The sequence below is a fragment of the Paractinoplanes ferrugineus genome (assembly GCF_016862195.1).
Lineage (GTDB): Bacteria > Actinomycetota > Actinomycetes > Mycobacteriales > Micromonosporaceae > Actinoplanes > Actinoplanes ferrugineus.
The window spans coordinates 36,585-57,819 of sequence record NZ_BOMM01000041.1 but is presented as its reverse complement, the minus strand read 5'-3'; the positions used below and the strand labels follow the sequence as shown (position 1 = coordinate 57,819).

24 protein-coding genes and 1 pseudogene are annotated in these 21,235 nt (G+C 71.1%); 17 read left to right on the top strand and 8 right to left on the bottom strand.

The annotated features are described in order from the left end of the window. Window positions 1-8: 8 nt before the first annotated feature. Entirely contained in the window at window positions 9-575 is a 567-nt protein-coding gene (locus tag Afe05nite_RS23160) for an NADPH-dependent FMN reductase (RefSeq protein ID WP_203819266.1), read from the bottom strand. A gap of 102 nt (window positions 576-677) precedes the next feature. Here Afe05nite_RS23160 and Afe05nite_RS23155 point away from each other — a divergent pair, with 102 nt between their 5' ends. Next, a complete protein-coding gene (locus Afe05nite_RS23155) occupies window positions 678-1,022 on the top strand; it encodes an ArsR/SmtB family transcription factor (RefSeq protein WP_203819265.1) in 345 nt (114 codons plus the stop codon). Between the two features lie 9 nt (window positions 1,023-1,031). Then, window positions 1,032-1,664: an SRPBCC family protein gene (locus Afe05nite_RS23150; RefSeq protein WP_203819264.1), complete on the top strand. Its 633-nt coding sequence runs from the start codon at window positions 1,032-1,034 to the stop codon at window positions 1,662-1,664. Here Afe05nite_RS23150 and Afe05nite_RS23145 read toward each other — a convergent pair. Continuing rightward, window positions 1,625-3,547 (bottom strand): AfsR/SARP family transcriptional regulator, encoded by a 1,923-nt coding sequence (locus Afe05nite_RS23145; protein ID WP_239118128.1) that lies wholly within the window; start codon window positions 3,545-3,547, stop codon window positions 1,625-1,627. The two genes, Afe05nite_RS23150 and Afe05nite_RS23145, sit on opposite strands and share 40 nt — an antisense overlap. Before the next feature lie 51 nt (window positions 3,548-3,598). On the opposite strand from Afe05nite_RS23145, the gene Afe05nite_RS23140 reads away from it, so the two are divergent. From Afe05nite_RS23140 to Afe05nite_RS23130, 3 genes are all read left to right on the top strand, one after another. Beyond that, complete coding sequence (locus Afe05nite_RS23140) at window positions 3,599-4,465, top strand: alpha/beta fold hydrolase (RefSeq protein WP_203819263.1); 867 nt, start codon at window positions 3,599-3,601, stop codon at window positions 4,463-4,465. A 70-nt stretch (window positions 4,466-4,535) separates the two neighbouring features. Then, the gene (locus Afe05nite_RS23135) at window positions 4,536-5,495 is read left to right on the top strand and encodes an RNA polymerase subunit sigma-70 (RefSeq protein ID WP_203819262.1); all 960 of its coding nucleotides are present in this window, start codon (window positions 4,536-4,538) and stop codon (window positions 5,493-5,495) included. A gap of 5 nt (window positions 5,496-5,500) precedes the next feature. Beyond that, a complete protein-coding gene (locus Afe05nite_RS23130; RefSeq protein WP_203819261.1) occupies window positions 5,501-5,932 on the top strand; it encodes a DUF6069 family protein in 432 nt (143 codons plus the stop codon). A gap of 290 nt (window positions 5,933-6,222) precedes the next feature. On the opposite strand, the gene Afe05nite_RS23125 is transcribed toward Afe05nite_RS23130, so the two are convergent. Beyond that, window positions 6,223-7,056, bottom strand: a complete 834-nt coding sequence (locus tag Afe05nite_RS23125; protein WP_203819260.1) for an SDR family oxidoreductase — start codon at window positions 7,054-7,056, stop codon at window positions 6,223-6,225. A 153-nt stretch (window positions 7,057-7,209) separates the two neighbouring features. Between Afe05nite_RS23125 and Afe05nite_RS23120 the strand changes: the two genes are divergently transcribed. Next, window positions 7,210-8,844: a hypothetical protein gene (locus Afe05nite_RS23120; protein ID WP_203819259.1), complete on the top strand. Its 1,635-nt coding sequence runs from the start codon at window positions 7,210-7,212 to the stop codon at window positions 8,842-8,844. Here Afe05nite_RS23120 and Afe05nite_RS23115 read toward each other — a convergent pair. Further along, window positions 8,825-10,030 carry an aminotransferase-like domain-containing protein gene (locus Afe05nite_RS23115; RefSeq protein WP_203819258.1) on the bottom strand — a complete coding sequence of 402 codons (1,206 nt, stop codon included), beginning with the start codon at window positions 10,028-10,030 and terminating at the stop codon, window positions 8,825-8,827. The two genes, Afe05nite_RS23120 and Afe05nite_RS23115, sit on opposite strands and share 20 nt — an antisense overlap. 103 nt (window positions 10,031-10,133) lie before the next feature. Here Afe05nite_RS23115 and Afe05nite_RS44635 point away from each other — a divergent pair, with 103 nt between their 5' ends. The 4 genes from Afe05nite_RS44635 to Afe05nite_RS43975 are packed head-to-tail and all read left to right on the top strand — an operon-like array spanning window position 10,134 to window position 12,027. Further along, window positions 10,134-10,760, top strand: a complete 627-nt coding sequence (locus Afe05nite_RS44635) for a class I SAM-dependent methyltransferase (protein WP_203819257.1) — start codon at window positions 10,134-10,136, stop codon at window positions 10,758-10,760. Next, complete coding sequence (locus tag Afe05nite_RS23105; protein ID WP_203819256.1) at window positions 10,744-10,992, top strand: TetR/AcrR family transcriptional regulator; 249 nt, start codon at window positions 10,744-10,746, stop codon at window positions 10,990-10,992. Before Afe05nite_RS44635 ends, Afe05nite_RS23105 begins: the two co-directional genes overlap by 17 nt. Continuing rightward, entirely contained in the window at window positions 10,989-11,417 is a 429-nt protein-coding gene (locus Afe05nite_RS23100) for a TetR family transcriptional regulator C-terminal domain-containing protein (RefSeq protein WP_203819255.1), read from the top strand. Before Afe05nite_RS23105 ends, Afe05nite_RS23100 begins: the two co-directional genes overlap by 4 nt. A gap of 43 nt (window positions 11,418-11,460) precedes the next feature. Next, entirely contained in the window at window positions 11,461-12,027 is a 567-nt protein-coding gene (locus tag Afe05nite_RS43975; protein ID WP_239118124.1) for a hypothetical protein, read from the top strand. A 311-nt stretch (window positions 12,028-12,338) separates the two neighbouring features. Here the strand turns inward: Afe05nite_RS43975 and Afe05nite_RS44955 are convergent. After that, window positions 12,339-12,428 (bottom strand): annotated as a pseudogene (locus tag Afe05nite_RS44955) (hypothetical protein); the annotation flags it as partial. 507 nt (window positions 12,429-12,935) lie between these two features. Between Afe05nite_RS44955 and Afe05nite_RS23090 the strand changes: the two are divergent. After that, a complete protein-coding gene (locus tag Afe05nite_RS23090) occupies window positions 12,936-13,931 on the top strand; it encodes a TIGR03617 family F420-dependent LLM class oxidoreductase (protein WP_203819253.1) in 996 nt (331 codons plus the stop codon). A gap of 55 nt (window positions 13,932-13,986) precedes the next feature. After that, window positions 13,987-14,994 carry a sulfotransferase family protein gene (locus Afe05nite_RS23085; protein ID WP_239118121.1) on the top strand — a complete coding sequence of 336 codons (1,008 nt, stop codon included), beginning with the start codon at window positions 13,987-13,989 and terminating at the stop codon, window positions 14,992-14,994. A 55-nt stretch (window positions 14,995-15,049) separates the two neighbouring features. Here Afe05nite_RS23085 and Afe05nite_RS23080 read toward each other — a convergent pair whose 3' ends face one another. Further along, window positions 15,050-15,430: a DUF427 domain-containing protein gene (locus tag Afe05nite_RS23080; RefSeq protein WP_203819252.1), complete on the bottom strand. Its 381-nt coding sequence runs from the start codon at window positions 15,428-15,430 to the stop codon at window positions 15,050-15,052. A gap of 43 nt (window positions 15,431-15,473) precedes the next feature. Here Afe05nite_RS23080 and Afe05nite_RS23075 point away from each other — a divergent pair, with 43 nt between their 5' ends. The 3 genes from Afe05nite_RS23075 (at window position 15,474) to Afe05nite_RS23065 (ending at window position 16,844) form a co-directional block, all read left to right on the top strand. Beyond that, on the top strand, window positions 15,474-15,935 hold the full coding sequence (locus tag Afe05nite_RS23075; RefSeq protein WP_203819251.1) for an aminoacyl-tRNA deacylase: 462 nt from the start codon (window positions 15,474-15,476) through the stop codon (window positions 15,933-15,935). Window positions 15,936-15,944: 9 nt separating this feature from the next. Continuing rightward, window positions 15,945-16,295 (top strand): UBP-type zinc finger domain-containing protein, encoded by a 351-nt coding sequence (locus tag Afe05nite_RS23070; RefSeq protein ID WP_203819250.1) that lies wholly within the window; start codon window positions 15,945-15,947, stop codon window positions 16,293-16,295. Window positions 16,296-16,376: 81 nt separating this feature from the next. After that, complete coding sequence (locus Afe05nite_RS23065) at window positions 16,377-16,844, top strand: GvpU-like protein (RefSeq protein ID WP_203819249.1); 468 nt, start codon at window positions 16,377-16,379, stop codon at window positions 16,842-16,844. On the opposite strand, the gene Afe05nite_RS23060 is transcribed toward Afe05nite_RS23065, so the two are convergent. Continuing rightward, window positions 16,751-17,290: a DUF6114 domain-containing protein gene (locus tag Afe05nite_RS23060; protein WP_203819248.1), complete on the bottom strand. Its 540-nt coding sequence runs from the start codon at window positions 17,288-17,290 to the stop codon at window positions 16,751-16,753. The two genes, Afe05nite_RS23065 and Afe05nite_RS23060, sit on opposite strands and share 94 nt — an antisense overlap. Before the next feature lie 5 nt (window positions 17,291-17,295). Beyond that, complete coding sequence (locus Afe05nite_RS23055) at window positions 17,296-17,928, bottom strand: DUF6230 family protein (RefSeq protein WP_203819247.1); 633 nt, start codon at window positions 17,926-17,928, stop codon at window positions 17,296-17,298. Window positions 17,929-18,240: 312 nt separating this feature from the next. Between Afe05nite_RS23055 and Afe05nite_RS23050 the strand changes: the two genes are divergently transcribed. Together Afe05nite_RS23050 and Afe05nite_RS23045 are read left to right on the top strand one after the other, a co-directional pair. Continuing rightward, window positions 18,241-18,909 (top strand): Tat pathway signal sequence domain protein, encoded by a 669-nt coding sequence (locus tag Afe05nite_RS23050; RefSeq protein ID WP_203819246.1) that lies wholly within the window; start codon window positions 18,241-18,243, stop codon window positions 18,907-18,909. Between the two features lie 106 nt (window positions 18,910-19,015). Beyond that, window positions 19,016-21,226, top strand: a complete 2,211-nt coding sequence (locus tag Afe05nite_RS23045) for a glycoside hydrolase family 9 protein (RefSeq protein ID WP_203819245.1) — start codon at window positions 19,016-19,018, stop codon at window positions 21,224-21,226. Window positions 21,227-21,235: the final 9 nt, after the last annotated feature.

Genomic DNA, 21,235 nt, shown 5'->3' with positions numbered 1-21,235 from the left:
GCCGGAAATCAGCCGCGCAGGGGCTTCAGGGCCGCGGCGACCTTGGCGAGCTCGTCGAGCATCAGAGCGGAGGCCCGCTCGGTGTTCTCGGTCGGGTCGAACTTGCCGTCGACGATCTGGTTGCCGACGAACGGGATGTTCACCGCCTGAGCGATCATGAAGACGTTCAGCGCGTACGTCACGCCGTGGACCGCGACCGCCGAGCGCGTTCCGGCCGAGACGCCGCCATAACTCACGACGCTTGCCGCCTTGTAGCGCCACTCGTTGTGCAGGTAGTCGAAGGCGTTCTTCAGCGGCGCGCTCAGGCCGTAGTTGTACTCGGGGATCACGAACACGAACGCGTCGGCGGCCGCCACCTTCTCGGCCCAGCGCTTGGTGTGGTCGTGCTGGTAGTTCGCCATCCGCGGGTGGTGCGGCTCGTCCATGAGCGGGAGGTTCTCCTCCGCCAGGTCGGCCACCGACACCTGGAAACCGCCGTGGGCCTTGGCCGAGTCCACGAACCACTGCGACACCGGCAGTCCGGTGCGGCCGGGGCGGGTGCTCGCGACGACTACCAGCAGGTTCAGATCACTCACCGGGCAGATCCGTTCATTGAGGAAAGTTGCTGACGCAAGCATCATACGCCTGCCCTGATTTGACCGTGGCTTATATAAGCAAGACCTGATAACGTACGGCCGGTGCACGCGTTCGACGTTCTCGGCGACCCGGTTCGCCGCCGCATCCTGGAACTGCTCGCCGACGGTGAGCAGTCCTCGGGCGCGGTGACCGAAGTGATCCGGAGCGAGTTCGGCATCTCCCAGCCCGCCGTCTCCCAGCACCTGAAAGTGTTGCGGGACAACGGTTTCGCCACGGTGCGGCCGGCCGGCGCCCGTCGTCTCTACGCGGTCGACGACACCGCCCTGCGCGAGGCCGACGCCTGGCTGGCTCGGTTCCGCCGGTTCTGGACGCCGCACCTCGCCGCCATGACCACCGAGGTGGCCCGCGGCAAACGCCAGCGCCGCCTCGCCGACGAGGGGAAATAACCCATGGCAATGCCCGACGTCCGACAGCAGATCAGCGATGTGCGCCGTGCTCTCGGCCGCCGCACCCTGGAAGCGGGGGAGGCCCGGGTCTCCACCATCAGCCAGGTCTACGACACCGACCTCGACGACCTCTGGACGGTGGTCACCGACGCCGAGCGCATCGGCCGGTGGTTCCTGCCGATCAGCGGCGAGCTCAAGGAGGGCGGCCACTACCAGTTCGAGGGCAACGCCGGCGGCACGATAACGGCGTGCGACAAGCCGAACGGTTACGACGCCACCTGGGAGATGGGCGACCAGGTCAGCTGGATCACGGTCCGGCTCACCCCGGTCGACGGCGGCACCCGGTTCGAGCTCGAGCACGTGGCGCACGTCAAGGACGAGTGGTGGGAGCGGTTCGGCCCGGGCGCGACCGGCATCGGCTGGGACTCGGGCCTGCTCGGTCTCGCGTCCCACCTGCGGGACCCCGCCACCGAGCGGCTGACCCCGGAGCAGCTCGTCGACTGGGTCCTCAACGGTGACGGCAAGCTGTTCATGCGGTTGAGCGCCGACGCTTGGGCGCAGGCCGCGATCGCCGACGGGGCGGACCCGGCCTCGGCCCAGGGTCAGGCCGACCGCTCGTTCGAGGCGTTCACCGCGTACTGAGACACCCGGCCCAGGGACACGAGCCCGCTGCCGGCCGAGACCTCGTGCCGGGCCGGCCACAGCGCCGCCCCGGCGCGGCGCACGGTCGCCTGATCGTCCAGCTGCGTCGCGGCCCGGGCGGTCAGGCACCACAGCACCTCGGCCATCAGATCCGGGGGCGGCGCGGGGAGATCCAGGAGCGCCTGTCGCGCTTGCTCGGTGCGGCCTTCGGCGAGGAGTACGTACGGGCGCGCCCACGGCTCGTACGGTCCGAAGTCGCCGGGCCGCGCCGGCCGGCCGGCCCGGACCCGCACGGTGAGCAGGGCGAGGTCGCGAAGCCCGCCGGCCAGTCCGGGCATGCCCGAGTCGTCGAGCTGTCCGGCGGCCTGCCGGTAGGCGTGCTCCGGGTCCTCGGCGCGCATCGCCCGGAACCACGTCGTGAAGACCGCCACCAGCGGCAGCTCGTGCCGCCCGGCCAGGTCGTCGGCGGCGGCCGCGTGGCCCTCGGCGGCCGCCGGATCGCCCAGCGCCGCGCACGCCTGCAGGCGGATCAGCCGCCCGAGCACCTCGTAGGTGACGAGCCCGTGCCGACCGGCCAGCTCGACGAGTTCGGCGCCGATGCGGTCCCGCTCGCCCGCCAGCCCCGTCCGGTGGGCGGTCTGCATGAACAGCCCGTTGAGCGCGAACGCCAGCAGCCCCGGATCGTCCTGGCCGCGCGCGGTCGCGACGGCCTCCTCGGCGAACGCCCGCGGGCCGGCGCCCGCGGCCGCCCCGCGCGACTCGATCGCGATGGTCGCCATCAGCCGGGCCCGGAGGCGATCGTCCGCCGGGACCAGCCGCAGCGCCCGCCGGGCCGCCGCCACCACCGTCGCGGCCTGGCCGGGATCGTCGGAACGGGTCCAGATCGCCGGTACGTCGTAGGCGCCGATCACCCGGGCGGTCAGCACCGGGTCGCCGAGCTCCTCGGCCGCGGCGATCGCGGCGGTGCGATGGCGGCGGGCCGCGACCAGGCCCCCGCCGCCGGTGACCGCCAGCGTCCGCAACATCTCGACGGTCGAGTCCAGCCGCGCCCGTGCCCCGGCCGCCACGATCCGGTCGTAGTCGGCCGCCGCCTGCGCCCACACCTGCCCCGCCGTCGGGTCGCCGGATGCGGTCCGGGTGGTCTGCGCCAGCGTCAGGTGCGGGGCCTGGCGCAGGATGTCCTGTTCCAGGTGGCGTAGTTCGGGGGTGGGATCGAGGCCCAACTGGCCGGCCAGGAGCGCTCGGGCCCGGCGCAGCACCGCGAGTGCCTCGGGCTGGCGGCCGGTCCGGTAGAGGGCCAGGGCCAGCAGGCGCCAGGCCTGTTCGCGCCACGGGTGTTCGGTGGCGTGGGCGTCCAGGTCGGGGATCGCCGAGGCCGGGTCACCGGCGGCCAGCCGGGCCTCGCCGAGCTGTTCGACGGCGCGCAGGCGCAGTTCGGCCAGCCGGGCACGTTCCGCGCCGGTCCACGGGTCGGCGGCGAAATCGGCGTACGCCGGGCCGCGCCACCACGACAGGGCCTCGGCCAGCCGGCGGGCGTCGGTGGTGCGGACCGCCGCCTCGAAACGCCAGGCGTCGACCGTGTCGGGATCGGCGCGCAACGCGTAGCCCGGACCCTCGGTGACAAGCAGCCGGGCCGGGGCGCGTGGCGGTCTGGACGGCTCGATCGCCCGGCGGAGGGCCGCGACGAATGTGCGTACCGCTGCATCCGCTTTTGCCGGAGGCGCCACCCACAGGTCGGTGACCAGGTCGCCGAGCGGAACCACCCGCCCCCGCGCGGCGACGAGCCGGGCCAGCACGGCGCGGTGCCGGGGACCGCGCAGCGCGATCGGCCCGGTGTCGTCCCAGGCCATCACCGGTCCCAGCACCCCGAACGTCACCCGCACCCGGCCAATTTACTCATCGGCTGCTCATCGGGGGCGGCGAGCCTTGACCTCATGACCAAGTTCGAAATCTCGCGCGTGCCGGTGGCCGACGGTGTCCGGCTGAACGTCTCGGTGGGCGGGGCCGGCTCGCCGATCGTGCTGCTGCACGGCTTCCCGCAGACCCACCTGATGTGGCGCCACGTCGCCGCCGACCTCGCCGCCGGCCACACCGTGATCTGTCCCGACCTGCGCGGCTACGGCGCCAGCGACAAGCCGGTGGCCACGACCGCGGACACCTACTCGAAGCGGACGATGGCCGCCGACATCGTCGCGCTCGCCCGCACCCTGGGACACGACCGCTTCGCGCTGGCCGGGCACGACCGCGGGGCGCTGGTGGCGATCCGCGCCGCCCTGGACCACCCCACCGCGGTCACCCATCTGGCGTCGCTCGACGTGCTGCCCACCCTCGACATGTGGGACGTCCTGCACGGCACCTCCGCCGCGGTCGGTTTCCACCTGTACCTGATGGCGCAGCCGCCCGGCCTGCCGGAGAAGATGATCGCCGCCAGCGCCGACGAGTTCTTCGGCTACTTCCTGGACCTGTGGACGTCGTCGCCGGAAGCGATCCCGCCCGCGGTCCGCGCCGCCTACCTGGACGCCTGCCGGGCGGCGGTGCCCTCGATCGTGGCCGACTACCGGGCGTCGGCGGGCATCGACGTCGAGCACGACGCCGCCGACCGCGCGGCCGGTCGCCGCCTGACGATGCCGGTCACCGTCCTGCAGCAGGACTGGGGCGCGGCGCTCGGCTTCGACGCCGCCGCGCTCTGGCGGGCGTGGGCTCCCGACCTGGTGCATCAGCCGGTCACGTGCGGGCATTTCCTGGCCGAGGAGGCACCCGACCAGGTGACCGCCGCCATCCGGGAACTGCTGACCCGCTGAGTGATGAGTTGGCGTGCCCGCACCCGTCATACCTGGCGACGGGACACGATGAGACGGAAGGATCGACGTCATGGGTGCGGACACGCTGCTCGACGGATTCTCGGGACACGCCGAGCAACATCGGCGGGAACTGCACGTGCACTGCTACCGGATGCTCGGCTCGTTCGAGGACGCCGAGGACACCGTGCAGGAGACGTTCCTGCGGGCCTGGCGCGGCCGGGAGACCTTCGAGGGACGCTCGACGTTCCGCGCCTGGCTCTACCGGATCGCCACCAACGCCTGCCTCGACCTGCTCGCCAAGCGCCGCCCGGAGCCGGCGACCGGCGGCGAGGTGCCGTGGTTGCAGCCCTACCCGGACCGGCTGCTCGACGAACTGCCGGCGGGCGCCGCCGACGAGCCGGAAACGGCGACCCTCGGGCGGGAGACGATCGAGCTGGCCTACCTGGTCGCGGTCCAGCACCTGGCGCCCCGCCCGCGGGCCGTGCTGATCCTGCGGGACGTGCTCGGCTGGCCCGCCAAGGACGTCGCGGAACTGCTCGGCGACACGGTCAACTCGGTGAACAGCGCCCTGCAGCGGGCCCGCGCCGGCATGCGTGCGCACCTGCCCGCGGAACGGCAGGACTGGACCGGCGGCGACGAGGACGCCGGAACCCGCGACCTGGTGCGCCGCTTCACCGACGCCAGCGTGGCCACCGACATCCCGGCGCTCACCGCGATGCTGCGCGCCGACGTACGCTCCTCGATGCCGCCGACCCCGGGCGCCTATTTCGGCCGGGAGGCGGTCCTGCACAGCTGGCTCGCCGACGGCTACGAGGGCATGACCGGCCTGCGCGCCGTCCCCACCGCGGTGAACCGGCAGCCGGCCGTCGCCTACTACCACTGGCGCAAGTCGGAAGGCGCCTACCTGCCACTGACGATGGACGTCCTGCGCATCACCGGCGGCCGGATCACCGAGATCTACATCTTCGACGCCGACCAGTTCCCCCGGCTCGGTCTGCCGGCCGGCCTGCCCGCCGACGGCACGGAGTGACCCCGATGCCGACCACGACCACCGGACCCCGCCCGCGCGGGCTCGCCCGCACCGGCCTGCTCGCCACCCTCACCGCGATGGCCGCCACCACCCTCACCGCCGCGCTCGCCCACCTGCTCGGCGTCAACTTCGAGGTCCCCGACGGCGGCGCGGCCATCCCGCTGCCCGGCATCACTGTGGTGACCGCCTTCTTCTCCACCCTGGGCGTCTTCATCGCCGCCGCCCTGCGCCGCTGGAGCACCCGCCCGGCCGAGCGCTTCGCGTGGACGGCTGCCTCCTTGACCGGCCTCTCGCTCCTACCACCCCTGCTCGTCGGCGCCGATCCGGCCGCTGCCGGCACACTCATCACGCTGCACCTGATCGCGGCCGCGGTGATGGGTCCCGCTCTGCTGCGGCCGTTGGTCGCCCACGCCGGCTCTCCCGCCCGCGCGGCGTGAGGGGTTCGCGTCGTTCGGGGGCCGGCCGGGCTTCGGACATCGGCTCGGCTGCGGGTTGCTGGATTTGATCTCGGGCGGGGCTGACCGCCGGGCCGGGCTGGGTTGGACCGACGCGCGCGCTGGTTCGATTCGCGGTGCGATCCGGCCAGGGACCCGATCCTGGTCGCGCCCGCCGTCGCCGGGCGGTTCGCCGGTCCGGCGCACGGCCCCGGGGACCGGCAAGTTCGCGGTGGAGGCGCGGGTTCAGGGGTGGCCCAGTCGCGCGGGCCGGGCGGAAGGCGGGTCGGAGTTCAGACGCCTACGGAGTCGCCGGCCATGAAGTCGGTCACGCCGCGCAGGCGGGTGCGCAGCAGGGACTCCGCGAGGTCGGTGGTCAGGCGGATGTCGGCGGGGACGGTCACGCCCATGTCGGCGGCCCGGCCGGACGGGATCAGGGACGGGTCCAGGCCGTCTCGTTCGGCGACCAGGACGCCGAGGTCGTAGCGGCTGATCGGGTCGGGGCCGGCCAGGTTGAGGATGCCGTGGTAGTCGTTGGCGGCCAGTTCCAGGAGGGCGTCGGCCAGGTCGTCGACGTGGATCGGCTTGCGGATCTGGTCGGTGAAGAGCATGCCGGTGCTGCGCCCGGCGATCAGGTTGTGGGTCAGGGTCTCGTGGGCGCCTCGGCCGTCACCGACGATCAGCGAGGTACGGACCACGGCGGCGGTGGGGTCGATCGCTCGTACGGCTGTCTCGGCGGCTGCTTTCGCCGCGCCGTACCGATAAATGGGGTCCGGTTGGGCGGACTCGTCGTAGTGGACGTCGCGTCCGGAGAAGACGGCCTCGCTCGACATGTGCACCATGCGCGCGCCGACCGAGTAGGCCGCCACCGCGACGTGGGCGGCGCCGTCGGCGATCACCCGCCAGTCCTCGCGGCCCGCGGCGGCGTGGATGACGACGCTGGGGAAGACGCGGCGCATCAGTTCACGGACGGCGGCCGGGTCGCGGATGTCGAGGCGTAACTCGCCCAGTTCGCCCGCGGAGCTGAAGCAGGTGCCGACGACCATCCAGCCGGCCGCCATGGCGCGGGCGGCGACCTTGCGGCCCAGGTGGCCGCTCGCCCCCACGACGAGCATCCGATCCGTCATGGGAGCGCACCTTACCGACTCAGCACACTGGATCGGCACCCCTGGTTCGGATCCAATTACGGTGCGACCAGGCGAGCGGGATGCCACCCGTGTGACCGTTGTCGATCGGAGGTTGGTTAGATCCACGCATCCGACCCGTACCGAGGAGACGCCATGCCCGACCAACCCGACGTCTCCCCGCCCCCGCCCGCGCCCCCGCCGCCCCCGTCGCCGGAGGAGGCAGCTGCTTCCGGGATCCCGGCCCAGCGTCAGCCCGGCCACGACACCCTCGAACCCGACCGGCCCGCCCCGGTCGCGGCTGCGAGCGTGCCGTCCGCCCAGGTCGCGGACGAGGGCCCGGCGGGCGCCCGGGAAAACGGGCCGGGGGAGATCGTGCCGGCTTCGGGGGTTGCGGCTGGGACGCAGGCGGCGGCTGTGGGAGAGGCCGCTACGGACGCGGATCTGGCCAGCGGGACCGTCGGGGCCGGCGAGGGAGATGGCAGGGGAGATGTCGAGGGGGTGCGCGCCCGGCGGTGGGTGAAGGGCGGCGTCGCGGTCGTGGCGGCTCTCGGCGTACTCGTGCTCGGGGTTGTTCTGCTCAAGCCGCAGCCGAAAGGCGCGGCGATAGCGGCGCCCAGCGTGCCGCCGGCATCGTCCGGTGCCGAGCCGGCGACGCCCTATGACCGGGCCGTGGCGGTTCTCGAGGCGCAGGCGAAAGCGCTTCTGGCCGGGGATGAGAGCGGGTGGCTCGCGGCGGTCGATGCGAGCAAGGCACCGCTGGTGGCGAAATACCGCGGTCTATTCCGGAATCTGCGCGGACTGGGGGTGACGCGATTCGAGTACGAGCCGGGGCTGGGCCGGGCCGTCAAGGGCGATGCGACGGCGCTTTCGATCCGGGTCGAATCGCTCTACTGCTTCGGGGAGCAGATGTGCCCGGCGGACGCGGCCACCGAATGGGCGAAGCCGCCGCACATCTCGCAGACGGTCACCATGCGGCCGGTCGGCGGTAGATTCGTGATCAGCGCGCTCGGTGCGTCGCCGAATCCGGATTTCCATCAGCCGTTGCCGTGGGAGAGCACCGACCTGGTGTTCGCCACCGGCAAACGGGTCGTCGTCGCGGCGGCCACGGGGCAGGAGAAATATCTGCCGGTGGTGCTGCCGGTGGCCGAGCAGGCGGCGGTGGTCGCCGACCGCTATGCGGCGCTGAACGGGACCCCGCAGCGGGACTACCGCATTTTTCTGGCCGGCGAGAAGCAGTGGAAATCCTGGTACGGCGGGGAGCCCGACGAATGGGCGATCGGACTGGCGATGCCGCTCAACCGGCGCGGGATCGACGTCATCGTGCGGATGTCGGAGATGGACGACGCGTTGACGCTGCGGACCACCGTGCAGCACGAGCTCGGGCATGTGGTGACGTTGACCGGCGCCTTTCAGATGGACGCGGTCGAGGACACCTGGCTCAGTGAGGGCATCGCCGAATACATCGGGTGGAAACCGAAGGGTGCCGCCGGCAGTTTCCGGAAGTACAGCGTGAAATGGCAGTTCGACCGGGCCGCCCCGAAATCCATCGTGCCGGTCCGGCCGGGGCCGAAAGCCCCGGCGCGGGCGGGTGACGCGTTCTACGGGTTGAGCCACTGGGCGGCCGACTGCATGGCGGCGAAGTACGGCGAGACGAAGCTGTTCACCTTTGTGCGGCTGGTTCTCACCGAGGACAACAGCTACGACCAGGCCTCCCGGGACGCGTACGGGGTGCCGTTCGCGACCGTGGACAAGGCCTGCGTCTCGTGGATCAGGAAGCAGGCGTCCTGAGGACTGTGGCCAGCCGTCCCATGCCTTCGGTGATCTCGGCCGGGGTATGGGTGGTGAACGACAGCCGCATGGTCGCGGTGTCGGGCGGCCCGGCGTAGAACGGCGCGCCCGGCACGAAGGCGACGTCGCGGGCGAGGGCGGCCGGCAGCATCGTGGCCGTGTCGACCTCGCCGGGCAGGCGCACCCAGGTGAACATGCCGCCGTCCGGGTCGGTCCAGGTGCTGCCGGCCGGCGCGGTCGACGGCATGGCGGCCATCATCGCGTCCCGCCGGGCGCGGTAGGCGTCCCGCAGGCCGGCGACGTGCGCGGTCATGTCGGTGGCCTCGAGCCACGCCGCGGCGGCGGCCTGGTCGATCGTGGAGGTGTGCAGGTCGGCCGCCTGCTTGGCGACGGTCAGGGCCGGGCGCAGCGTGGCGGGCGTGCGCACCCAGCCGAGCCGCAGGCCGGGCACCGCGATCTTGGAGAAGCTGCCGAGGTGGAGGACCCGGTCGCCGGCGTCGGGCTGGGCCGCGAGGGCGGCGACCGGCTCACCGCGGTACCGGAGTTCGCCGTACGGGTCGTCCTCGACCACCCACATGCCGTGGGCCGCCGCGAGCGAGGCGATCTCGGCCCGCCGGGCGACCGGGAGGGTGCGGCCGGTCGGGTTGGCGAAGGTCGGCACGAGGTAGAGCAGCTTGGGCCGGGCGGTGGCGAGCACGTCGGCGAGCGCGGCCGGGTCGATTCCGGAGTCGTCGGACGGGACGGTCACGATGCGGCAGCCGGCCAGCTGGAAGCATTGCAGGGCGGCCAGATATGTCGGTTCCTCGGCGGCGACGACGTCACCCGGGTCGAGCAGGGCGGCCGCGATCAGGGTGAGGGCCTGCTGCGAACCGGTGGTGACCAGCAGGTCGGCGGCCGAGGTGGGCAGGCCGCGGGCGGTCATCCGGGCGGCCACCAGCGTACGCAGATCGGGGTTGCCCTCGGTCGGCGCGTATTGCAGGTGACGCCGTCCGCCGGGGGAGGACAGCACGTGGTCGAAGGCGGCCCGCATCCCGTCGACGTCGAAGAGCTCGGGTGCGGGCAGACCGCCGGCGAACGAGATCACGTCCGGGCGGTCGATCAGGGCGAGCAGGTCACGCACGGGCGAGCTGGCGACACCGGTGAGGCGTTGGGCGGGCAGCGCGGGGTGAACGGCGAACTGAGACATGAGGAAACTCCTGGTCAGGCGGAACTGAGCGGGTGCGCACGGCGGGTTGGCCGAAATGGCGCGGGGGAGCTGCCTGATCGAGGAGCTACGCACACCTTAGCGGATGTTAAGCACTGAACGACGGTTAAGGGGAGTGGTGACCGCGCCAGGATTCGCCAGAAAAGTGGACGTTCATTCATCGGCGTGCGGGGATGCGCGATCAGGCCGGTTACACCGCAGCCCACGTGGCGTTTTCCGCGCTCTTGAGCCGACACGCCGCACCGGGCGTCTGTTCGACGACCGGTACGCCGCGTGGTTCCTGCCGCGGTGGCCGGCCCGCCCGCGCGCCTCCGCGATCGTGCGTACCCGGCTCATCGACGACCTGGTCCTCGACGCGGTCGCCGCCGGCGCCACCCGGGTGGTCCTGCTCGGCGCCGGGTACGACAACCGCGCCTACCGGCTGCCTGCCCTGGCCACCACGCCGGTGGTGGAGACCGACCACCCGGCCACGCAGCAAGCGAAGATGCGCGTGGTGAAGGCACGGATCCGGGCCGACCGGCGCGCTCATGTGCGCTTCGGGCCAGTCGATCCGAGCCGGCAAGAATTGCCTGCGGCGGCGCTCGACACCGCTGCGCCGACCGTCGTCACCGCTGCGCCCACCGTCGTCATCTGGGAAGCCGGTCCGCGCTCGAGCCGACCGCCGAGTTCTACCATCGCGCAGGCGGAGGTCAAGCATGCCCAAGGTCAGTGATGCGCACCGCGCCCGACGGCGGCAACAGATCCTCGCCGCCGCCGCGGCCTGCTTCGCCCGGCACGGATTCCACCGCACGTCGATGCAGGACATCGTCACGGAGTCCGGAGTCAGCGCCGGTCTGCCCTACCGCTGTCTCGCAGGCAAGGACGACATCATCGCGGCCATCGTCTCGGACTGGCATCAGCAACGTCAGCCGCCCTCGCCGACAACCCGGTCCCGGCGTACTTGACGCTGTTGCGCTCCATCGGCGACCCCGACGCTCGCGAACGCCGGCAGATCGGCGTGCAGACCTGGGCCGAGGCCGTACGATCACCGCGAATCCGGGATCTCGTCCGTGGCGGTGTCGACGAAGCACGCACAGCCGCCGCCGCGTTCATCATCCGGCAGGCGCCGGACACCGACGCCGCCGCGCTCGCCCGCGTGCTCATCGCGATATACCAAGGGCTGCTCCCGCAGACCGTCTGGGACGACAGCGTCGACAATGCCGCCCTACGTGGCGGCCGTCGAATTCCTGCTCGCACGACTCGACTGAGCCGCCTCGCTCATGCGCACGCCGCCAACCGCCCGAGCGGGCGCCTGGAAGGACCGAATGTGCCACACCCAACCGGTGTGCCATCGCCACCCTCCCGACGATCATCAACGGTCGATACCTGAACGGATGATCGACCCATCCCGCCGATAGCTGCACCCTGAAGCGATGTCCTCACCTGTCCCACCGCTCGGCTGGCAACCACCACCGCCCCCGCCGAAGAAGATATCCACCCTGCGCATCGCGCTGATCACGTTCACCGCAATGATCGTGCTGTGTGTCGGAGGGCTCGTCACCCTCGGCCTGATCGTCGGAGACCCCAACCCGGGCAAGACGAAAGAGGCAGCCGACCAACAGGCCCGTCCGGCAGTGGCCCTGCCGGCCAGCAGCAGCCCCGCGGCGGAGTCCGTCCCGACGGTTGAGTCCACCACCGCTGCACCCGCCACCACCGCGGCGGCAACGGTCGCGCCGGCAGCCGAGCCCACCACCGGCAAACCCACCACAGCCAGGCCGACGCCGCGTAGGACCACCGCCCAACCCACCCGCGCGCCCAAGCCGAAACCGACGACGACGCGGCCCAAGCCGAGACCCACCACCAAGGCGCCCACAGCGGGCACCGTCCACCCGGGCGCGTTCTGCTCCCCGGAGGGTGCCCGCGGGGTCACGTCGAAGGGCACAGCTATGCGGTGCACGTTCAAGTCGGGTGACAAGCAGCCCCGCTGGCGTGCGGCCTGACCCAGGAAGGCGGTGAACCCCGGCGCCGGTCGACCGCCGGGGTCCTCGATGGCTGGGGCGTTTCGACACGGCGCGCGGCCCGGCGACGACCAAGCCAGTCCCCGATCCGTCCCGCGAGCAGACCTACAGTGCCGTCGATCAGGAACTCGAGCCCGATGAGGACCGTGCCGAGGACGAGAACCTGCAGCCAGACCCGACCCAGCCCGGGATCGACGAACTGTGGCAGGAATGCCATCGTGAAGGTGATCATCTTCGGGGTTCACCAGGTTCGTCAGCAGGCCGCGGAGAAACGCGCGCCGGCCCGACATGCTCGTGGCGGCCCGTTCGACAAGCTCGTGCCCGCGGTGACGGATGGCCTGCACGCCGAGACAGACGAGGTAGCCGGCGCCGGCCAAGCGCATCGCGGTAAACGCCGTCGGCGCTGCCGCGAAGAACGCCGACAGGCCACGGCGGCCAACCCGATGTGCACGATTTCGCTGGTCGCAAACCCTGCGGTAGCCGACAGCCCGGCGCGCGCGCCGCCAGCATCCCGCAACCAAGGATAAAGAGCATGCGGGGCCCCGGACTGATCATCGCGACGAACGTGGTGACGAGGAAGAGGACAAAGGGGTGCTGCTCGACGGGCATACGCCAATGCTCGTACCGGTGTGACACCCCACAACCTCTTCATCTAGTAGGTCTGCCGTGATGATTGCGGGCAAGGTGTCGAGCGCAGCGACCGGGCGTCGATGCCCCAGGGATCATCGGCGACGGGAAGGCTTCGGTGGGCGGATCTGAAGTGCGGGGCCCCGGTCATCCGAAGATCAGCGGGGAAGGCTCGCGTACGACGCGTCGTGACGGTGGGCGCGACCTGCGGGGACGATATTGTGCCTGGCTATGACGTACTCATCCAAACAGATCGACTTCTGATGCTGGTCGACTTCGCGGCCGGGGTGGCGGCGTCGCCGCTCGAGGTGGAAGAGGCGGCGGCTCAGGCCGAGCGCGCCGGCTACGACGGGTTCGGGGCGGCGGAGACCCGGCACGACGTCTTCGGGTCGCTGCTGCTGGCGGCTCGGCGGACGCAGACGATCACTTTGCAGTCGGGGATCGCGGTGGCGCTCGCGCGCAACCCGATGACCCTCGCGATCCAGGCCAACGACGTGCAACTGGTCAGCCGGGGGCGGTTCCAGCTCGGGCTCGGTTCGCAGGTGCGGCCGCACATCGAGCGGCGCTTCGCGATGCCGTGGAGCAAGCCGGCCGCTCGCCTGGAGGAGTTCGTCGCGGCGGTACGCGCCATCTGGGCGGCCTGGGCGACGGGGGAGCGGCTCAACTTCCGGGGCGAGTTCTACCGCCACACGCTGATGACCGACTTCTTCAGTCCCGGGCCCAACCCGTACGGTAATCCGCCGATCCTGCTCGCCGCGGTGGGGGAGCGGATGACCGCGGCGGCCGGCCGGGCCGCCGACGGCATGCTGGTGCACCCGTTGACCAGCCCCGCCTACCTGCGTGAGCGCACCTTGCCGATCCTGCGGGCGGCGCGCGGCGGTTCCCTCGACGGCTTCCGGCTCGGGCTCTCCGCGTTCGTCGTGACCGGCGCCGACGAGAACGCCCGCGCCCGGGCCGAGCAGGCGGTCAAGGCGCAGATCGCGTTCTACGCGTCCACGCCTTCCTACCGGCCCGTGCTCGAACTGCACGGCTGGGGCGAGCTGGCCGACCGGCTCAACGGGCTGTCCCGGCGGCAGGCCTGGGACGAGATGACCGCCCTGGTCACCGACGAGGTGCTGGACACGTTCGCGGTGGCCGGCGACGTCGGCCGGGGCCTGCGCGACCGGTTCGGTGATCTGGTCGACCGGATCTCGTTCTACACGCCGTACGAGGTCGCTCCGGAGGTGTTGGACGACCTCCGGGCCGTTATCAAGCTGTAAACACAGCTTTGAGGGATTGCGTCCGTAATGCGGCGTGCGTTGCTTTGATGGCGGAGTGCGCCTGCCCACCGATCGCCCGATCTTCGTCGTCGGCTGTCCCCGCTCGGGGACCACGATGTTGCAGCTGATGCTGCACGCCCACCCGCGGATCGCGCTGCCCCCGGAGAACCGCTTCGTGCTGCCCGCCTACCAGCGCCGACACGAGTTCGGCGACCTACGCCATCCGGGGCGGCGCGCCGAACTGGCCCGCTGGATGATCGGTACGCGGCAGTTCGCCGACCTGGGGCTGGCCGAGCAGCAGGTGATCGACGCGGTCGTGGCCGCCCCGCCCACGCTCGGCTCGGCGCTGGGCACCGTGTTCCGCCTCTACGCGCAGCGGTTCGGCAAGCCGCGCTGGGGCGACAAGCGCCCGGCCTATCTGCGCAGCCTGCCCACCCTGCTGCGGTTGTTCCCGGACGCCCAGATCGTCAACATCATGCGCGACGGGCGCGACTGCGTGGCCTCCCTCAAGGAGGCGCCGTGGAGCTCGGCCGACCTCGGCGACCACATCACCGCCTGGTCGCGGGCGGCGGACGCGTCGCTGCGCGCCGCCCGGCGCTGTCCGCCGGACACCTACTTCATGATCCGGTACGAGGATCTGACCGCCGACCCGCCGACCCAGCTGCGCCGACTGTGCGAGTTCCTCGGGGAGGACTACGACCCGGCCATGGCCCACCCGGACGAGGTGGCCCGGGTGGCCGTCCCGCGTTACAAGACGTGGCACACCCGCACCCACCAGAGCGTCACCACCGAACGGGTGCGCAGCTGGCAGCACCGGCTCACGGCGGCCGAGATCGAACGCTGCGAGGCGGTGTTCGGCAGCCGGTTGAACCGTTTCGGATATGAGCAGTCGACCTTCAGCCCGCCGACCCCCGCCGACCGGCTGGACCGGGCCCGGCTCGCCGTCCGCGACCGGCTCGCACCGGTGCGCGGGCTGGTCGACGACGCGCGGGCGGTACTGCGCACGCACCGGCTGGAGCCGGCCGTCGCCGCCCTGCTGACCAGCGGTCAGTGCCTGCGCTGAGCCGGTGCCCCGGCTGGGCCGCGGCGGACCGCCGCGGCCGTCACCGTGCGGGACCTCAGTGGTCCTGGACCTCGATGGAGTCGACCCGGCCGTCCCAGAACGCGACGTGACCGGCGATCTCGGACACCGCGTCGTGCGGCTTGGGGTATTCCCACACCGAGTCGACGGCCTTGTCGCCGCCGGCCGGGATCGAGTAGTAACTGGCGTCGCCCTTGAAGGGGCAGTAGCTCTCCGTCTCCGTACGCCGCAGAAGGGTTTGATCGACGTCGGCCAGCGGGATGTACTGCACCGGCGGGTAGGTCGACTCCTGCAGGGTCAGGGCGTTGTGCGAGTCGGCGACGACCTTGCCGCCGGCGGTCACCACGACCCGGCCGGTCGTGGGCGTGATGGTGATCGGGTGGTTCGGCCCGGGCTGTAGAACCGGCTTGTCAGACATACGTGAAACGTACTCCGCCGGTATGACGGTTATTGTTGATCACATGCCGTCGCCAGCCGAACAGGCCGCTGCCGAACTCGGGGTCGCCCACCGGGTTCTCGCGCACGGACCGGTGTCGAGTGTCGCCGAGGCCGCCGCCGCGCAGGGTGTCGAGATCCGCGACCTCGTCAAGACCATCGTGGTGCGGCGGGCCGCCGACGACTACGTTTTCGTGCTGGTCCCGGGTGATCGGCAGATCTCCTGGCCCAAGCTGCGCGCGCTGCTCGGCGTCAACCGGCTCTCGATGCCCGACGCGGCCACCGCGAAGCAGGCCACCGGTTACGAGCGCGGCACGATCACCCCGTTCGGCTCGGCGACGGCGTGGCCGGTGATCGCCGACGCGCTCACCCGGGGCCGCACGATCAACCTCGGCGCCGGGGTGCGCGGCGTCGGACTCCAGGTCGCGGCGGACGACGCGGTCACCGCTTTGCGGGGTACGTTCGCCGATGTCACCGAGCCAATGTAGGTTTCGCCTGTGACGAGCGAAGACCCGATCCAGCCCGACGTCCCCCCGTCCGGCACCGGCTGCGTGGAGTGCCTCGACGGCGGTGGCTGGTGGTTCCACCTGCGCCGCTGCGCGCAGTGCGGCCACGTCGGCTGCTGCGACAGCTCACCGGCGCAGCACGCCACCGCCCACTGGAAGGCCACCGGTCATCCGGTCATCCAGTCCTTCGAGCCGGGCGAGGACTGGTTCTGGGACTTCTCGACCGAACAGGCCGGCAGCGGTCCGCAGCTGGCACCCGCCCACAGCCACCCGGCCGACCAGCCCGCCCCCGGCCCGGCCGGCGCGGTGCCCGCCGACTGGAAACATCACCTGCACCGCTGAGGCGGTTATCCGGTTTGCGTCCGGCGCCCCGTGCGACTGTCCTAAAGTCGGCACGGGGAGCCTGACGCGCGGGGGTGTGTGGTGTCCGATCCGTTGCTCGATTCACTGGCGAGCCGGTCCGACTGGAGCGAACCGGACAGCGTCCTGGGCACGTACGTGGCTCAGATGGACCGGTTGATCAAGCCGGTGGATCCCGGGGTGCCGTTGATGTTGACGGTGCACGGCCTGCTGGTCAGCGGTGACCTGATCCCGCAGTGGCAGTGGTTCGCCGAGGTCAGCGAGATGAACGACTATTCCGACGCCTTCTACACCGGCATGGCCGAGCACATGAAGGAGCAGTCGGACCTCGCCCACGACGCGATCCGGGCGCGCGACACCGGCGGTGAGGTGACCCACCGCCAGATGAGCGCGTTGCTGGCCCCGACGAAGTACATCCACCTGCGCAATACGCGCATCTACTCGCCGGACAGCACCCCGGGTGACGGCCGGCTGTGGCGCGGCCGGCTCTGCGACGTGTCGGGCTGGACGCCGGGACTCGCGTCCGCCTGATCGCCCGCCATCAGGTCGTCGAGCCCTGGCCCGGCGGTGTTCTCGGCCGGCGGCTCCGCCTCCGGCTCGGGCTCGGGCTCGGCCGGGTATTCGGCCCGGTATTTGTCGGGCGACCAGGCGAATGCCAGGGCGCTGCCGACCACGCCCAGCACCAGGCCGACGATGAAGCCGCCCAGGTTGGACGTCAGCCACGAGGCGAGCGTGAGCACGGCCGCGACCAGCGAGTAGAAGAGGTGCTGCGCCGGGTTGAGCAGCAGCAGCACGCCGAGCACGGCGATCAGGATCGGCAGCAGGTAGCCGATGAAGCCCTGCATGCCGACGTGCACGATGACCGGCAGCGGCGCCCAGACCGTCAGGAAGATCTCGGCACCGGACAGAAAGACGAACAGCCCGCCCCAGAAGGGGCGGGCGTGCCGCCAATGCCAAAAGGCAGAGCGTTGACGCATTGTGTTCAGCAGCCGTCCGCGCTGAACGACATACGCAGGTGCGGCAGGGTGAACTTGGCGGCCGTGGTCGCGTAGTTGTTCTGCCGCAAATTCTTGATCTGGACCGCGTCGGCCTGCTGGCCGAATACGTAATCCGGGCCGGTCACCTGCTGGCCGGTGTTCGGGTTCTTCACCTTGTCGAACAATCCGGCGTCGCCCCCGACCTCGATGTTGGTGAAGTCGGCGTTACCGTTGATCTGGTCGGAGTCCACGACGAGTGCCTTGGCCGAGACCGGGGTGCCGGCGTCACCGGCGGTGATCTTCAGGTAGGCCCCGCCGAGCGACACGCTCTGGCACAGGTTGGTGAGCGTCGCCGTGTTGATGGCGGAGACGATGAGCACCTTCTGCCCACCCTCGTCGGCCAGGTTGGGGTTGTCCTCGCGGGTCGTGTCCAGCGTCGCGAACTGCTCGAACCCCTGACCGTTGAGCTCGTCCGCGACGACCACGAACGGCATGCCGGAGATCGAGAAGTTGGCGGCGAGAACGCCGGTGGCGGTCAGCGCGATGAGACCGCCGGCGGCCACCCCGGTGAAGGCGAGCATGCCGGCGAACTTCCGCCAGCGGACTCCGCCGGCGGCAACGTCGTCCGGTTTCGTCATTGGATTACTCCCTGGTTGTGGCTCGTGAACAAAATCGGGAATTCGATTTGTCGGTCATCGACAACGGCATTTGACAATGGTCGAAGTCTATGTAGCGCACGAAGTTACCGCTCGGTATGCAAGTGGTCAAGTGGCTTGACGAGTCCGATTCGGACGGCTATACATCGACAGCGTCAAGTGTCGCTTTTGTTCGCACTATTTTCCATTGCCGACCCTTGGCGCCCGAATATCCGGACCGGTTGCCGCATTCCCCCGCGGGTGGCCGTTCCGGGTGCTCCGTCCCGCAGTTGCCCAATCGCAAGGAGAACGCCCATGCGTGCGTCCCGCAGCCTCACCGTCGCCGCGGTCTCGATGCTGGCAATGGCCCTGACGGCCGGCCCGGCTCTCGCCGACGACCCGGTCGCCGTGCTCACCAGTGGCAGTGCCGCCGGTGCCGACGTCGCGACCGGTGACGTGCTCAACGCCGCCGTCGCGGCCGGCACCACCGCCGACTTCGCCACCGCGTCCGGGGGCAGCACCGGCGTCAAGTGCGCCGAGTCGGCGTTCAGCACCACGGTCGTCGACAACCCGGCCGCGCCCGGCGTGGCCACCCAGTCGACCACGGCGCACACGTTCGCCTCGTGCACGGCCAACATCCTGGGCGTCACCAGGGTCACCAGCGTCAAGGTGAACAACCTGCCGTTCGCCACCACGATCAGCAGCGACGGCGTGGTCACGGTCAGCGGAACCGACGCCGCGCCGATCCGCACCACGCTGGTGCTCGGCACCCTGCTGGGCACGGTCACCTGCGTGTTCCAGGCCGGCGGCAACGCGATCACCGGCACCGTGGCGAACGCCGACCAGTCGATCAACTTCGTGAACCAGGCGTTCGCCAAGGTGACCGGCCCGGCCACCTGCCCTGGTGCCGGCTTCTTCACCGCGAAGTACGCCCCGGTCGTCGACACCTCGGTCGCCGGCTCACCCGCCGTCTTCACCAACTGATTCAGCGGCGCCGCCGGTCGGAACCCTCATGCCGGGGGGCTCCGGCCGGCAGCGCGCTGTTTCCAGGTCGTTGACAGCAGGTCAACACCTCGATTCAATCCTTTACATGTCTCTATGGGAGCGCTCCCGAACGGTCGCTGTCCTGACCGTTCTTCTCGTCGGCGGTGCGGCCGCCCCGGCCCTCGCCGACGAGGTCGAACAGGTCCGCAACGGCGGATTCGACGGCACCACCGATCCTTTCTGGTCCACCTCCGGCATGCCTATGACGCTCACCGGCGGGCAGGCCTGCGTGGACGTACCCGGCGGCACGACCAACCGCTGGGATGTGGCGATCGGGCAGAACGATGTGCCCCTGGTCGCCGGCCAGAGCTACCGATTCAGCTTCGACGCGTCCGGCGACGCCGGCCACGTCGTGCGAGCAATCGTCGGTCTGGCCGTCTCGCCCTACGACACCTATTTCGAGCAGTCGCCGGTCCTCGGCGGCCTGACGCACTACTCCTCCACGTTCACCGCCTCGGCCGACACGGCCCAGGGCCAGGTGGGTTTCCAGCTCGGTGGCAGCGCCGATCCGTGGCACTTCTGCCTCGACAACGTCTCGCTCGTCGGCGGCGTGCCGCCCGAGGTGTACGTGCCGGACACCGGCCCGCGCGTGCGGGTCAACCAGGTCGCCTACCTGCCCGCCGGGCCGAAGACGGCGACCGTCGTCACCACCGTCACCACACCGCTGCCCTGGAAGCTGCTCGACTCCGCCGGGCGGGCGGTCGCTCGCGGCACCTCGACCCCGCGCGGTGTCGACGTGTCGTCCGGGCAGAACGTCCAGACCATCGACTTCGGCCGGTACCGCCGGCCGGGCACCGGCTACACGGTGGTGGCGGACGGCCAGACCAGCCGGCCCTTCGACATCGGGACGGCGGCCTACGACAAGTTGCGGGCCGACGCGCTGAAGTTCTACTACACCCAGCGCAGCGGCATCGCGATCGACGACGCCCTGCGCCCGGGTTACGGCCGCGCGGCCGGACACGTGGACGTGGCGCCCAACCAGGGTGACGGCAAGGTGCCCTGCCAGGCCGGCGTCTGCGACTACACCCTCGACGTACGCGGCGGCTGGTACGACGCCGGCGACCACGGCAAGTACGTGGTGAACGGCGGCATCACGACGTGGGAGATCCTCAGCGAGTACGAACGGTCGCACGCCGTCCGTACGGTGTCGTTGAAGATCCCGGAGAGCGGCAACCGCGTCCCGGACATCCTGGACGAGGCCCGCTGGGAGCTCGACTTCCTGCTCCGCATGCAGGTGCCGGCCGGTAAGCCGCTGGCCGGGATGGTCCACCACAAGATCCACGACCAGGCGTGGACCGGCCTGCCGCTGCTGCCCGACCAGGACCCGCAGCCGCGCGAGCTGCACCCGGTCTCGACCGCGGCGACGCTCAACCTCGCCGCCGTGGCCGCGCAGGCCGCCCGGATCTACCAGCCCTACGACCCGGCCTTCGCCAAGCGCGCCCTCGCGGCCGCCAAGACCGCCTACACCGCGGCCAAGGCCAACCCGGCCCTGCTCGCGCCCGAGTCGGACGGGGTGGGTGGCGGTGCCTACAACGACACCAAGGTCAGCGACGAGTTCTACTGGGCGGCGGCCGAGCTCTACCTGACCACCGGGGAGCGCTCCTACCAGCAGGACGTGCTCGCTTCGCCGGAGCACACGGCTGACGTGTTCGGTCCGGGTGCGTTCGACTGGGCCTCCACGGCCGCGGCCGGCCGCCTCGACCTGGCCACGGTGCCGAACCGGCTGCCCGGTCTGCCGGCGGTCAAGGCGTCGGTGGTCAAGGGGGCGGAGAAGTACCTGGCCATCGCCAAGGCCCAGGCGTACGGCGTGCCCTACGCGCCCACCAACAACTCGTGGGACTGGGGGTCGAACAGCACGATCCTGAACAACATCGTGGTGCTCGCCACCGGTTACCGGCTCACCGGCCGGCCGGCGTTCCGCGACGCCGTGCTCACCGGGTTCGACTACGTGCTGGGGCGCAACGCGCTCAACCAGTCCTACGTGACCGGTTACGGCGAGGTCAGCTCGCAGAACCAGCACAGCCGGTGGTATGCCCACGAGCTCGACCCGGCACTGCCCAACCCGCCGGCCGGGACCCTCGCCGGTGGCCCGAACTCGTCCATCCAGGACCCGTTCGCGCAGGGCAAGCTGACCGGGTGCGTCGGCCAGTTCTGCTACATCGACGACATCCAGTCGTGGTCCACCAACGAGGAAGCGATCAACTGGAACTCGGCCCTGGCCTGGGTTTCCGGCTTCATCGCCGATCTCCGACCGTAAGTCCCGCGC